Origin of the sequence: Stenotrophomonas sp. GD03777, assembly GCF_029842485.1 — a bacterium.
Lineage (GTDB): Bacteria > Pseudomonadota > Gammaproteobacteria > Xanthomonadales > Xanthomonadaceae > Stenotrophomonas > Stenotrophomonas sepilia.
Genome location: NZ_JAOCGL010000046.1, coordinates 17,602 through 30,943, shown reverse-complemented (window position 1 = coordinate 30,943; position 13,342 = coordinate 17,602). Strand labels below are relative to the sequence as shown.

At 67.7% G+C, this 13,342-nt stretch carries 12 protein-coding genes; 3 read left to right on the top strand and 9 right to left on the bottom strand.

All coding sequences use genetic code 11. The features are described from left to right. Positions 1 to 1,544, top strand: a 1,544-nt coding sequence (gene rlmKL, locus N5E02_RS11720) for a bifunctional 23S rRNA (guanine(2069)-N(7))-methyltransferase RlmK/23S rRNA (guanine(2445)-N(2))-methyltransferase RlmL (protein ID WP_279946284.1), incomplete at its 5' end; no start/stop codon positions are given. 121 nt (positions 1,545 to 1,665) lie between these two features. Here rlmKL and N5E02_RS11715 read toward each other — a convergent pair. The 7 genes from N5E02_RS11715 to N5E02_RS11685 form a co-directional block, all read right to left on the bottom strand. Next, positions 1,666 to 2,139: a hypothetical protein gene (locus tag N5E02_RS11715; RefSeq protein WP_262220180.1), complete on the bottom strand. Its 474-nt coding sequence runs from the start codon at positions 2,137 to 2,139 to the stop codon at positions 1,666 to 1,668. A 29-nt stretch (positions 2,140 to 2,168) separates the two neighbouring features. Continuing rightward, positions 2,169 to 2,498, bottom strand: coding sequence for a DUF3325 domain-containing protein (locus N5E02_RS11710; protein ID WP_005415908.1), 330 nt, complete (start codon positions 2,496 to 2,498; stop codon positions 2,169 to 2,171). After that, complete coding sequence (locus N5E02_RS11705; RefSeq protein WP_139726941.1) at positions 2,495 to 4,132, bottom strand: PepSY-associated TM helix domain-containing protein; 1,638 nt, start codon at positions 4,130 to 4,132, stop codon at positions 2,495 to 2,497. Before N5E02_RS11705 ends, N5E02_RS11710 begins: the two co-directional genes overlap by 4 nt. Further along, a complete protein-coding gene (locus N5E02_RS11700) occupies positions 4,129 to 4,443 on the bottom strand; it encodes a DUF3649 domain-containing protein (protein ID WP_005415910.1) in 315 nt (104 codons plus the stop codon). Before N5E02_RS11700 ends, N5E02_RS11705 begins: the two co-directional genes overlap by 4 nt. Before the next feature lie 245 nt (positions 4,444 to 4,688). Next, the gene (locus N5E02_RS11695; RefSeq protein WP_065177404.1) at positions 4,689 to 5,975 is read right to left on the bottom strand and encodes a DUF445 family protein; all 1,287 of its coding nucleotides are present in this window, start codon (positions 5,973 to 5,975) and stop codon (positions 4,689 to 4,691) included. Beyond that, complete coding sequence (locus tag N5E02_RS11690) at positions 5,972 to 6,862, bottom strand: plasmid replication/partition related protein (RefSeq protein ID WP_279946283.1); 891 nt, start codon at positions 6,860 to 6,862, stop codon at positions 5,972 to 5,974. Before N5E02_RS11690 ends, N5E02_RS11695 begins: the two co-directional genes overlap by 4 nt. Positions 6,863 to 6,925: 63 nt before the next feature. Next, positions 6,926 to 8,278: an aspartate aminotransferase family protein gene (locus N5E02_RS11685; protein WP_065177403.1), complete on the bottom strand. Its 1,353-nt coding sequence runs from the start codon at positions 8,276 to 8,278 to the stop codon at positions 6,926 to 6,928. 104 nt (positions 8,279 to 8,382) lie between these two features. Between N5E02_RS11685 and N5E02_RS11680 the strand changes: the two genes are divergently transcribed. Further along, positions 8,383 to 9,879, top strand: a complete 1,497-nt coding sequence (locus tag N5E02_RS11680) for an aldehyde dehydrogenase (RefSeq protein WP_065177402.1) — start codon at positions 8,383 to 8,385, stop codon at positions 9,877 to 9,879. A gap of 237 nt (positions 9,880 to 10,116) precedes the next feature. Beyond that, positions 10,117 to 11,418, top strand: coding sequence for an MFS transporter (locus N5E02_RS11675; protein WP_032954064.1), 1,302 nt, complete (start codon positions 10,117 to 10,119; stop codon positions 11,416 to 11,418). Here N5E02_RS11675 and N5E02_RS11670 read toward each other — a convergent pair. Together N5E02_RS11670 and N5E02_RS11665 are read right to left on the bottom strand one after the other, a co-directional pair. After that, positions 11,399 to 11,860 (bottom strand): bacteriohemerythrin, encoded by a 462-nt coding sequence (locus tag N5E02_RS11670; protein ID WP_005415916.1) that lies wholly within the window; start codon positions 11,858 to 11,860, stop codon positions 11,399 to 11,401. The two genes, N5E02_RS11675 and N5E02_RS11670, sit on opposite strands and share 20 nt — an antisense overlap. Before the next feature lie 85 nt (positions 11,861 to 11,945). Further along, complete coding sequence (locus N5E02_RS11665; RefSeq protein WP_049416322.1) at positions 11,946 to 13,289, bottom strand: diguanylate cyclase; 1,344 nt, start codon at positions 13,287 to 13,289, stop codon at positions 11,946 to 11,948. Positions 13,290 to 13,342: the final 53 nt, after the last annotated feature.

Genomic DNA, 13,342 nt, shown 5'->3' with positions numbered 1-13,342 from the left:
CGATGTGTGGCAGCGGCACGCTGCTGATCGAAGGCGCGCTGATGGCCGCCGACGTTGCCCCAGGCCTGATGCGGCATGGCAGCCTGCCGCCGAGCCGTTGGCTGGGCTTCGACAAGGCGGCCTGGAAGTCCATCCAGAGCGAAGCACGTGAGCGCGAAGCGGCCGGCCTGGCCGCGCTGAAGCCGGTCATCCACGGCAGCGACATCGACCCGGCTGCGATCCAGGCGGCCCGCGAGAATGCCGAGGTCGCCGGCGTCGCCCACGCGATCCGTTTCACCCGCGCCGATGTCGCCGACCTGGCCGCGCCGGAACAGGAGATCGGTGCGGTGGTCTGCAACCCGCCGTACGACGAGCGCCTGGCCGCCGATCCAGCGTTGTATCGTGCACTGGGCAATGCCTTGCAGAAGGCGGTGCCGCAGTGGCGCGCCAGCCTGCTGTGTGGCAATGACGAACTGGCCTTTGCCACCGGCCTGCGCGCCAGCAAGAAGTACCAGATGTTCAACGGCGCGCTGGAATGCGCGCTGATCGTCTGCGATCCGATCGCTGTTCCGGGCCGTGATCCGGCACAGCCCCGCGAGCTGAGCGAAGGCGCGCAGATGGTGGCCAACCGCCTGCGCAAGAACCTGAAGAAGTTCAAGAGCTGGCGTGCCCGCGAGGACATCACCTGCTTCCGCGCCTACGACGCCGACCTGCCGGAGTACGCGGCGGCCATCGACGTCTACGAGGAAGAGGGGGGCAGGCGGCGTACCTTCCTGCATGTGCAGGAATATGCGGCACCGGCGGCGATTCCCGAGAACGACGTGCGCCGCCGCCGCAATGAGCTGCTGGCCGCCGCGCGCGAAGTGTTCGGCGTGCCACCGGAACAGGTGTCGATGAAATCGCGCGAGCGCGGCAAGGGCGGCAGCAAGTACGGCCGCTTCGAGCAGCGCGACGAGTTCATCGTGGTGCGAGAGAACAACGCGCTGCTGCAGGTGAACCTGTTCGACTACCTCGATACCGGCCTGTTCCTTGACCACCGCCCGCTGCGCCGGATGATGGCCGAGCAGGTGCGTGGCAAGCGTTTCCTGAACCTGTTCTGCTACACCGGCGTGGCCAGCGTGCAGGCCGCCGTGGCGGGTGCCGCCAGCACGACCAGCGTCGACCTGTCGGCTACCTACCTGCAATGGTGCTACGACAACCTGGCGTTGAACGGACAGGGGGGCAACCAGCACCTGCTGGTCCAGGCCGACGCGATGGCGTGGCTGGAAGGCGACCGTGGCCAGTACGACGTGATCTTCTGTGACCCGCCGACTTTCTCCAACTCCGCACGCGCCGATGACTTCGACGTGCAGCGCGAACAACTGAAGCTGCTGCGTGCGGCGGTGGCGCGGCTGGCACCGGGTGGCGTGCTGTACTTCTCCAACAACTTCCGCCGCTTCAAGCTGGAAGAGAACGCCATCGCCGAGTTCGCCCAGTGCCGCGAGATCACCGCACGCACGATTGGTCCGGATTTCGAGCGCAACGCGCGCATCCACCGCGCGTGGGAACTGAAGCGGTTGGGGTAAGCCCGGTAGTGCCGGCCGCTGGCCGGCAACTGCGTCAGAACCGTGGAAGGTCCGCGGGATGCCGGCCAGCGGCAGGCATTACCGCGTCTGGTCCGTAGATCCACGCCATGCGTGGATCGGCCTAAAGCACCAACAATCGCCCCGGCGCATGGGCCAGGGGCCAATGGCCCTGTTCGTACAGCGCAAGCACAGGCTCCCAGTGTGCCGGCAGGCCGAGATGCATCTCCAGCAGGCGTTGCCGGAAGGCGAACATCGCCCCATCGCGCGCCACCAGCTGCAGGTCATGTGCACCACAGCGCAGTGCCGGCAGATCCAGTGCCGAAAGCGCGCGCATCAACGTGCGGTTGAGTTCGCGTCGGGCGTCGGCGAGTTCGGCTGGATGGGGCAGGGCGCCGTGAAACGGATCCGAATCGCCCAGTGTGGTGGGCATCCATTCGAAACCATCGGTATCGATGGTCCGCAGTGCTTCGGCCAGCGACCGAACGGCGACGACGCCGGCCGCTATGGGCAGTGTTTCACCCAACCGGGAAAAAAAGCCGATTCCAGACATCCGCTGCAGCATGCTATCCATACCGGCATTGTAGATCCACGCCATGCGAGGATGCCGCTGTCCCCGTCCTGCGGCTACAGCAATTCCAGCACCAACCCCAGCACCGGCAGCGCGATCGCCAGCGGCGCAATCCATGTTGGACGATACGGGTACAACCCGAACGACAGCGTCACGCCGGCCAGGGTCATTGCGCCCAGCCATAGCACCGGGCCCATCGCCCAGCCGTGGTCGGCCACGCACAGTGCGAACGCCGCCGCCAGCAGCGCCCAGCCCAGCACCCGCCACTGCATCCGCCGTGCGGGTGCGGCCGCGGCCTTGCCATGCAGGTCGTGCTGGTGCTTTTCCATCGACAGCGACAGCGCGGTGAACGCAGAGAACGACAGCGCCAGTGCCAGCAGCATCATGCGCTGGCCTCCGCTTCGGCCGCTTCCGCAGTGTTCACCGATGCCTTCGGTGCAGCCGCAGCGGCCGCACGTTTCTTCTTCTCGGCCGCACTCAGCGGTGGCGTCCAGCGCTGCATGCGCCAGCCGCACAGCGCCAGCATCGCGCCGAACGCGATCATCGAAAGATCGACGCCGGCCAGTACCCAGTCGCCGCTGCGCAGTGTGACCCCGAGGTGGGCATGGGTGGTCACTGCATTGACCACCGGCACCAGTGCGAACGCGGCCGCACCCAGATAGAGCTGCCACGCCCACATCATCCGCTTCGGCCAGATGAAGGCGGCCAGCAGCGCGCCGCCCCAGGCGTAGAAGAACACGTTGGCCTCGGCACTGGAGCGCTCGGCGATCTGCAGCGGCAGCAGGCGGTTGCCCCAGAAGTACGCCGCGAAGGCGATCGGCAGGCCGGCCACGGTGCCGATGTTCAGCGCATCGACCAGGCGCAGGCCGAATCCGGTACGCCCGTTCTTGGCATGCCTGGGACGCTCCTTCACCGCCCACAGCACCACGCCGCTGGCGACCATCAGGCAGCCGACCAGGCCGGACAGGAAGAACAGTGCGCGCAGGCCCCAGTCGGCGAAGCGCGCCAGGTGCAGGCCATACAGCACGCCACGGGTGGCGGTGGCGCCGCCGGACGGCGGCGTCTCTTCCAGCAGCGCACCGTTGACCATGTTGTAGCGCAGCGCCGGGGTGTCGGTGGACAAACGCCTGCCGTCGCGTTGGCGGATGTCGATCACCGCATTGGCAGCGCCCGGGTTGGACACGGTGAAGCCGGCCACTTCCACGCCGTGCCAGTGTGCACGCGCGCTGTCCAGCAGCTGTGCGATCGGCAGCGGCGTGGCGCGGCCCTGTGCCGGCGCGGTCACCTCTGGCATGCCGCCGAAGGCTTCGCTGAAGAACTTGTCCTCGTCCTGCGGGTAGGCGACTTTCACCCCCCACGGCAGGTACATGATCATCAGAGTGACGATGCCGGTGTAGGTGATCATCGCGTGGTACGGCAGGGCCATCACCGCGCTGACGTTGTGGAAATCCAGCCAGGACCGCAGGCCCTTGTCCTTGCGGAAGGTGAAGAAGTCCTTGAAGATTTTCTTGTGGGTGATGACGCCGGTGATGATCGCCACCAGCATGAACATCGCGCAGAAACCGACCAGGTAGCGCGCCCAGTACACCGGGATGTAGTGCAGGTCGAAGTGCAGGCGGTAGAAGAAGTCGCCGCCACGGGTCTCGCGCGCCTTCAATGCCTGGCCGGTGTTCGGGTCGAGCGTGGCGTCGCCGAAGCCACCGCGACGGCCACGACTGGGGTCAGCCAGTTCCGGTGGCAGCCGCCAGAACAGCTGCATGGCCGGGTTGCGCGGCTGCGGCAGGGTGACGAACCAGTTCTCGGCGTGGCTCGCATTGGCCTGCAGGTAGGCCACCGCGCGCTGCGCGGCCACGTCGATGCTGACGTTGCTGGACGGCAGCTCCGGGCGCATCCAGCGACTGATTTCCTCGCGGTAGTAGCTGGCCGTGCCGGCCATGAAGATCAGCAGCAGCAACCAGCCGACCAGCAGGCCCGTCCAGGTATGCAGCCAGGCCATCGACTGGCGGAATCCGTTCTTCATGCCCAGGCGCCCAACAGGCGTGCGACCGCCGCCATCAGCAGGGCGGGGGCGAGGATGCCGACCCAGGCCCGCAGTGCACTGCGGGTGGCAAAGGCCCACAGCGCCGCGCAGGCAGCCACCACAATGGCCAGCAGCATGCCGGTCAGCACGGTCTGGCCGCGCGCGCCGGGCAACGCCACCGCGCAGAACACGCTGGTCATCGAGGCCAGCGCATAGCCGCCGAAAATCGCGGCCAAAGCGCGTGACAGCACGCCCCAGCGCGGGCTGGAGAACAAGGTGCGGGGGCTGGCGGGTGTGGGCGAGCGGTCCACGGCGTTCCTGAAGGTAGGAGAAGGGATGGAACGCGTCCGCGGCCCCCTTGCGCCCTGCGCATGTCGCCCAGCGTGTCCCATCGACGAAGCACTGCCCGCGCAGACGGGCAGCCCAGAAGTCGGGGCAGTACACGGGCGATGGGCACGTTTTTCGTGCCCGTTTGGCTAAGCGTACAACCGATCAGCAAATGATATGTATTCGCATTTCATGAATCAAGCGTGCTGATCGTGGGCGTTGGCCGGGGCTAGAACCTGAACACCACGGTTGCCGCATGCAGCAGCAGGCCGATCAACCCGCCCACCAGGGTGCCGTTGAAGCGGATGAACTGCAGGTCGCGACCCACACTCAGTTCCAGTTGCTCGACCAGGTGCCGCTCGTCCCAGCCCTTCACGGTCTGCGCGATATGCGTGGTCACGCCCTCGCGCAGGCGGCCGGTCAGGCGCTGTGCACCTTCCAGCAGGTGCTGGTTGAGGGCCTCGCGCAGGGCCGGGTCGGCCTGCAGGCTGCTGCCCAGCGACGCCAGGCTGCGCCGCAGGTGTCCGACCAGCGCCGAGTCTTCGCGTTGCAGGTCGGCGCGCAGGCTGGCATGGATACGCGCCCACAGCCCCTGCACGTAGTCCTGCAGGGCGGGGTGGTCGATCATGTCCTGCTTGAGCTGTTCGATGCGCTCAGCCAGCGCCGGGTCTTCGCGCAGGCGCTGCACGTAGTTCTGCAGCCAGGTCTCGTAGTCCTGGCGCAGCGGATGCTGCGGCTCGGCCAGCACCTGTTGCAGTTCTTCCAGTACCGCCCGCGCCAGGCGTTCGGCCAGGCTGTCGCCGATCTCGTCGATTGGCTTGACCCAGTTCACCGTGCTCGACAGCGTCGGCCATTCGCGCTGGATGTAGCGCACGATCAGCTGCGAGGCGCGCTCCTTCACCTCCGGCTGCTCCAGCCAGCGTCCCAGGCGCTGCAGGCCCTCGTCCAGCACGCGCTGGTGGCGGCCATCGGCGGTCAGCAGGGCCAGCAGTTCACCGGCGGTGGCAGCAGCGTTCCACTGCCGCAGCTGCTGCACCACGAAGGCATGCAGTTGCCGCCGCACCGCGGTTTCGTCGAAGAAATCCAGTGCCTGCAGCGCCCAGCCGCGGGCCATGTCGGCCAGCATCCGCGAGCGTGCCGGGTCGGCCAGCCAGCTACCGAGACGACTGGCCGGATCGAACACCTGCAGCTTGGCCAGCAGCACACCCGGTTCCAGGAACTGGTCGCGCACGAACAGCGCCAGGCTGTCGCCGATGCGTTCCTTGCTGCGCGGGATGATCGCGGTGTGCGGAATCGGCAGGCCCATTGGCCGCCGGAACAGCGCAACGACTGCGAACCAGTCGGCCAGCGCGCCGACCGCAGCAGCCTCGCAGAAGGCCGAAACCCAGGCCCAGATGCCGCGTTCGCCGTGCCAATGGCTGACCGCGAATCCGGCCAGCATCAACAGCAGCAGGCCCAGTGCGAGGGCTTTCAGGCGCCGCAGCTGGGCGCGGCGCGGATCGTGGGCAGGCGTCATGCCGGAAGTCTAACCGGCACTACCTGCTTGCGCAGCGCGGCCAGCTGCGCGCGCAGGGTGTCGTTCTCGCGGGTCAACGCGACCACGCGGCGGCGCAGGGCCGGGGCATCCTCGCCCAGCTGTTCCAGTGCCAACAGTACCTCGGCGTCGCGGCTGGCGATCTCGTCCTCGCTGGGCTCCTCGAAGTCCATCTCGGCCGCGTCCGGCTTCGGCGCGCGCGGCTTGCGCTTGGATTCGCGCACGCGCTTGGCCGCCTGCTTCAGCTCATCCTTGCCGCCGGCGGCGGCGGCGCGTTGCTCCTCTTCGGGCAGATCGGCCACGGCTGCGGCGGCGCTGATCGAGATCACGCCGGCCTTCACTGCCTCCACCACTTCGGGTGCAGCCTGGGCATGGATGCGCTCGATCATGCCGACCTGGCTGGTACTCAGCTTGGCTTCGCGGGCCAGTTCGGCGCGGCTGAGCTTCGGTGCCGGCTCCCACGGCGGGCTGTCCTCGCCCGCCTCATCGGCAATCTCGGCGGTACCGTCGCTCTCGCGCTGCAGCTGCGCCTGCTCGACCTGCTTGCGGGCGGCCAGGATGTCGCGCTTGCGCAGCGCCAGCACGCCGCGCTGGAAATCGGACACGCTGCGACGGCCCAGATGCTGCTCGATCATCCACAGGTGAACGTCTTCCATGCTCTGGAAGCGCGTGTTCTGCACGGTGTTGAAGGGCAGGCCATGCTTCTGGCAGATGCCGAAACGGTTGTGACCATCGACCAGCACATTACCCCACAGCACCAGCGCATCGCGGCAGCCTTCGGCCAGGATGCTGCGCTCCAGCGCGTCATGTTCGTCCGCGGTCAGCGGGTCGATGTAGGCCTTGAGTTCTTCTTTGACGACGATATCCATGGGCACGGCAACGAGCAGGAGCGGAACCGCCCATTGTACCCGCTCGCCGCCGCCGGCCCGGGCTCAGGCGGTGACCCGGATCATCTCGCCCAGGGTGCCGGTGATCTGGTCGATCTGCGCCTTGTCCACGATCAGCGGCGGCGACAGCGCGATGATGTCACCGGTGCAGCGCACCAGCAGCCGGCCATCGTGGAAGCAGCGCCGGAACACCTCGTAGCCGCGGCTGCCAGGGGCATCGCGGCGCGGTGCCAGCTCGACCGCGCCGACCAGCCCGAAGTTGCGGATGTCGATCACGTTGGGCAGGCCCTGCAGCGCGTGCAGCCGTTCCTGCCAGTACTCGCCCAGTTCGATGGCGCGCTCGAACAGGCGCTCCTCGGCGTAGACGTCCAGTGTTGCCAGCGCTGCGGCGCAGGCCAGCGGGTGACCCGAGTAGGTATAGCCGTGGAACAGCTCGATGGCCTGCGGCGGGGCCTGCATCAGCGTGGCATGCACGGCGTCGCTGGCCAGCACGCCGCCCAGCGGCACCGCGCCGTTGCTGACCGCCTTGGCGAAGGTCAGCAGGTCCGGTGTGACCCCGAAGCGCTGCGCGGCGAAGGGCATGCCGACCCGGCCGAAACCGGTGATGACCTCATCGAACACCAGCAGGATGCCGTGGTGGTCGCACAATTCGCGCAGGCGCTGCAGGTATCCGGGCGCGGGCAGGATCACCCCGGCGGAGCCGGCGATGGGCTCGACGAAGACGGCGGCAATCGTCGAGGCGTCATGCAGCGCGATCAGCCGTTCCAGGTCGTCGGCCAGCTCCGCGCCCTGGCGCGGCAGGCCCTTGCTGAACGCGTTGCGCTGCAGGTCCAGGGTGTGGCGCAGATAGTCCACGCCCCCCAGTTGCAGGCCGAACGCCCTGCGGTTGTTGGGCAGACCGCCCAGCGCCATGCCACCGAAACCGACGCCGTGATAGGCCTTCTCGCGGCTGATGAAGCGCGTGCGCTGGCCCTCGCCACGCTGGCGGTGGTAAGCCAGCACGATCTTCATCGCGGTATCCACCGCCTCCGAGCCGGAGCTGGTGAAGAACACATGGTTGAGCGGGGCCGGAGCCAGTGCGGCCAGCCGCTGTGCCAGCGCGAAGGCCGGCGGCGAGCCCACCTGGAAAGCGGGCGAGTAGTCGAGCGTGCGTGCCTGCCCGGCGATGGCCTCGACGATGCGCGGTCGCGCGTGGCCGGCGTTGCAGCACCACAGGCCGGCGGTGCCGTCGAGGATCTGTCGGCCATCGATGTCTTCGTAGTGCATGCCTTCGGCGCGGACCAGCATGCGTGGTGCCGCCTTGTACTGGCGGTTGGCGGTGAATGGCATCCAGTAAGCGTCCAGTGACTCGGGGCGCTGTGTGGTCAGGTCGTGCAGGTCGCTTCCGGGACGCTTCATGCCAGCTCCGTCGGGTCCGATGCGACGAATGTAGCGCAGCCACGTCACGGCGGAGTCGCGGTGACCCCGGTATAACCAAGGCTCGTTGAATGCTGGAGCTTCCCATGGCCGATTTTCCCGACCGCAGCCATTGGCAGGCACTGGCCCTCCAGCTGTCGATGCCAGGCCAGGCCTTCATCGATGGCCGCTATGTCGATGCAGCCAGCGGCGCCCGTTTCGACTGCGTCAGCCCGATCGACGGTCGCGTACTGGGGGCGGTCGCCGACTGCGACGCACAGGACGTGGAGCGCGCGGTACTGGCCGCGCGGCGCAGCTTCGAGGCCGGCCACTGGTCGCAGGCCAGCCCGGCCCAGCGAAAGCGCGTACTGTTGGCGCTGGCGGCATTGGTCGAAACGCATGCCGACGAGCTGGCCCTGCTGGAAACCCTGGACATGGGCAAGCCGGTGCGTGATGCGCGCCGCATCGACCTGCCAGGCGCGGTGCGCTGCCTGCGCTGGACCGCCGAGGCCGTGGACAAGCTGTACGGCGAGATCGCGCCGACCGGCCCGCACGAACTGGGACTGGTCACGCGCGAGGCCGCCGGGGTCGTGGCCGCGATCGTTCCGTGGAACTTTCCGCTGCTGATGGCCTGCTGGAAGATCGCGCCTGCATTGGCCATGGGCAACTCGGTGGTGCTCAAGCCGTCCGAGCGCTCGCCCTTGAGTGCGTTGCGGCTGGCGGCGCTGGCCGCCGAAGCGGGCCTGCCAGAGGGCGTGCTGAACGTGCTGCCGGGGCACGGTGCGCGCGTCGGTGAGCCGTTGGCCCTGCACATGGATGTGGACGTGCTCGCCTTCACCGGCTCCACGGCCACGGGCGCGAAGCTGCTGCAGTGTTCAGGGCGATCCAACCTCAAGCGGGTCTGGCTGGAATGTGGCGGCAAGAGCCCGCATGTGGTGTTTGCCGACGCCCCTGATCTGGACGCCGCCGCGAAGGCGGTGGCACAGGGTATCTTCTTCAACCAGGGCGAGGTCTGTACCGCAGGTTCGCGGCTCCTGGTACAGCGTTCGATCCGCGAGGATTTCGTGCATCAGGTGGTTGCCTATGGCCAGCACATGCACCCCCGCCATCCATTGGACCCTGATGCGCCGATGGGCGCGCTGGTGGATGCCGCGCACCTGGACAAGGTGATGGACGATATCGCGCGCGCCGAAGGCGAGGGTGCCCGGTTGCTGCTGGGTGGGCGGCGCGCCGAAGTGGAAGCCGGCGGCAGCTACGTCCAGCCCACCGTGTTCGACCAGGTGCGCCCGGAGCAGGCACTGGCGCGCGAGGAAGTGTTCGGGCCGGTGCTGGCTGTGCTTGGTTTCGAAGACGAGGCCGAAGCGGTGCGCGTGGCCAATGACAGCCGCTACGGCCTGGCCGCCGGCCTGTGGACACGGGACCTGGGGCGAGCCCACCGCGTCGCGCGCCAGCTGCGTGCCGGCAGCATCTGGGTGAACGGCTGGGATGGCGGCGACATGACCGCTCCGTTCGGGGGCTACAAGCAGTCCGGCAACGGGCGCGACAAATCGCTGCATGCGTTCGACAAGTACAGCGAGATCAAGGCCACCTGGATGCAGCTGTAACGACGCGATTGCTGGACGGCTGTTCGCTCTCTGTAGAGTCGAGCGATGCTCGACTGCCGTTCGTTCTTGTAGAGCCGAGCCATGCTCGGCTGCATCTCGCGAAGAACCGTCGAGCATGGCTCGACGTTACAGGAGGCGCCTGCCCCCTCGTCGGCATCGGTGTCGGCTGAAACCATCGTGCCGTACCGCCGCCAGCCCGTGGCAGAATCGGTCGATCTGCCATTTCCCGTGTTGCCGATGTCCTCGATCACCGCTGCCGCGCCGCCCGTGAATTCCCCCCGTCGTGTTCTGCTGGCCAGCCTGATCGGTACCACGATCGAGTTCTTCGACTTCTACATCTACGCCACGGCCGCGGTGCTGGTGTTCCCGCACCTGTTCTTCCCGGACAGCAGCGAACAGGCAGCCCTGCTGCAGTCGCTGGCAACCTTCGCGGTGGCCTTCATCGCACGCCCGGTTGGCTCGGCAGTGTTCGGCCATTTCGGCGATCGCATCGGCCGCAAGGCCACCCTGGTGGCTGCGCTGCTGACCATGGGGCTGTCCACGGTGCTGATCGGCCTGCTGCCGACGCACGCGCAGATCGGTCTGTGGGCGCCGGCGCTTCTGGCGCTGTGCCGTTTCGGCCAGGGCCTGGGTCTGGGCGGCGAGTGGGGCGGGGCAGTGCTGCTGGCCACCGAGAACGCACCGCCGGGCAAGCGTGCCTGGTACGGCATGTTCCCGCAGCTGGGTGCACCGCTCGGCTTCCTGCTGTCGGCCGGCATCTTCCTGGTGCTGGGCCGTTGCCTGAGCCAGGCCGACTTCCTGCAATGGGGCTGGCGCATTCCGTTCGTGGCCAGCGCGCTGCTGGTCGGCCTCGGCCTGTGGGTGCGGCTGAACATCCACGAGACCCCCGACTTCAAGCAGGCGCTGGAGCGCAAGGCGCCGGTGCGGCTGCCGATGTGGACGGTGCTGCGTGACCACCCGGTGCCGATGCTGCTGGGTACCCTGGGCGCGTTCGCCACCTTCGTGCTGTTCTACCTGATGACCGTGTTCAGCCTCGGCCATGGCACGGCGGTGCTGGGTTACAGCCGCGAGCAGTTCCTGCTGATGCAGATGGCCGGCATGCTGTTCTTCGCGCTGGGCATCCCGCTGTCGGCGCGCTATGGCGACCGCTGGGGGACGCGCCGCACGATGATCGTGGCCAGCGTGCTGATCATCGGTTTCGGCGTGCTGTTCGCGCCGCTGTTCCAGCCGCACAGCCCGTGGATGGTCACCGCCTTCCTGTGCCTGGGCCTGTTCCTGATGGGCCTGACCTATGGTCCCTGCGGTACCTTCCTGGCCGAGATCTACCCGGTGGAGGTGCGCTACACCGGCGCATCGCTGTCATTCAACCTGGCCGGCATTCTGGGTGCGGCACCGGCGCCGTACCTGGCCACCTGGCTGGCCGAACGCTTCGGTCTGGTCGCGGTCGGCTACTACCTGTGCCTGACTGCGGCAGCGACGCTGTGCGCGCTGGTGGCACTGCACCGGCGCGCGCTGCGGTTCAGCCAAAGAAGCGCTTGAGCGTGCGTCCCAGCCAGCCACCGCCCTGGTGCTCGCGGGTGAACTGGTTCAGGTGTGCCTTGACCTGTTCGGCATAGGCCTGATCATCGCCGCGGATGTGGTTGAACAACCAGCGCGAGAGCATCGTGCGCAGTTCATCGCTGATGTCCTCGCCGGCCTGGAAGCGCAGCCGGTACTCGGCCACACGCTTGATGAAGATCTCATGCACGCGCTTGTGCGCGGCACAGAACGGGTAGCCCGCTTCCTCCATCAGCTCTTCCTCGAACGCGAAGTGCGACATGGTGTAGTCGACCACCTCGTCGATCACTTCACCCACTGCCGCGCGCTGCAGGCTGGACTGGGCCACGTGCAGGTGGTTGAGCATCTCGATGATGCGGCGGTGTTGTTGGTCGATCACATCGATGCCGATGTTCAGATCGTCCTGCCAGACCAGTAGTGCCATCCCCGGCTCCCCTTCATGCGTATGTCGGGGCCGACTGTAGAGCTGTCGTGCGGGAACGGCGTTGATCTGGATCAAAGCGAGCCGGTCAGGTCAGCGCAGGCTCGCGTGGACGCAGCGGGCTGGCCACCGTGGTGCAGCTGACCCGATTGCGGCCACCGGCCTTGGCCAGGTACAGCTGGCGGTCGGCCTCGGAGATCAGCCGGTGCAGCGCATCGCGCTGCGGGCGCAGGCAGCACAGGCCGATGCTGACCGTCATGCGCAGGGTAGCGGTGCCGATGTCCACCTCCAGTGCGGCGATGCGCTGGCGCAGCTCCTCGAAGTACAGCAGCGCCTCGTCCTGTTCCATGTCTGGCACCAGCAGGCAGAACTCCTCGCCGCCGAAGCGCGCGATCAGGTCGTGGCTGCGTGCATGCGCGGTCACCGCGCCGGCCACCGCGCGCAGCGCGTCGTCGCCCGCTTCGTGGCCATGGGTGTCGTTGATGTGCTTGAAGTGGTCGATGTCGATCATCGCCACCGCCACGCATTGGCCGTGCAGCTGCAGCTGCGGCAGCTGACGCTGGCTCTGCTCCAGGAAGAAGCGTCGGTTGGGCAGGCCGGTGAGGAAATCGCGGGTGGCCAGGTCCTGCAGGGTGCCGATCAGCTCCAGCTGGTCCACGTTCTGCGAGACGCGGCAGAAGAACTCCTCGCGCGAGAACGGCTTGCGCAGGAAATCGTTGGCGCCGTTCTTCAGGAAGCGCGGGATCAATGAGGCGTCGGTATTGCCGGAGATGCCGATCACCGCCACCTTGTCGCGCGAGCGCAGGGTGCGGAGGCGACGGGTGAATTCCACGCCTTGCATGCCGGGCATTTCCTGGTCGACCACCGCCAGGCGGATCGCCGGATGCGCCTCGATTGCAGCCAGGCCCTCGTTGCCGTCGGCGGCTTCGTGCACCTCATGCCCATACATCCGCAGCAGGGCGGCGGCATAGCCACGCGCGGACGGCGAATCGTCCACCACCAGCGCGGCGATGCGTCGGTTGCGTTCCAGCCGCTGCACCAGCCACACCAGGTAGTCGATGCTGCCCGGGGTGTTCTTCAGCACGTAGTCGATGATCTGCTGCTGTAGTACGCGCTTGCGCAGGTCCTCGTCGTAAACGCCGCTGACCACCACCGTCGGCAGGTCGCGCTTGAGGAAGAACTCGACCACCGCATCGCGGTCGCCGTCGGCCAGCACCAGTCCGGTCAGCACCAGGAACCAGCCCCCGCCTTCGCTGAGCAGCCGGTCGGCCTCGGCCAGGGTGGAGGCGATCACCACCGGCAGTTCCAGGCGCTGCTCGATGGCTTCGCGCAGCATGCCGGTGAACGCACGGGAGTTTTCGACCAGCAGGATCCGCTGCGGCAGCGGATCGGCCAGGTCGCCATCGACGGCGGCCTGCGGCAGCACGGGCATGATGCGGTGGCTCACGAGGGAGGGGCTCGGCACGGATAGCGGCGGTTTCGGGC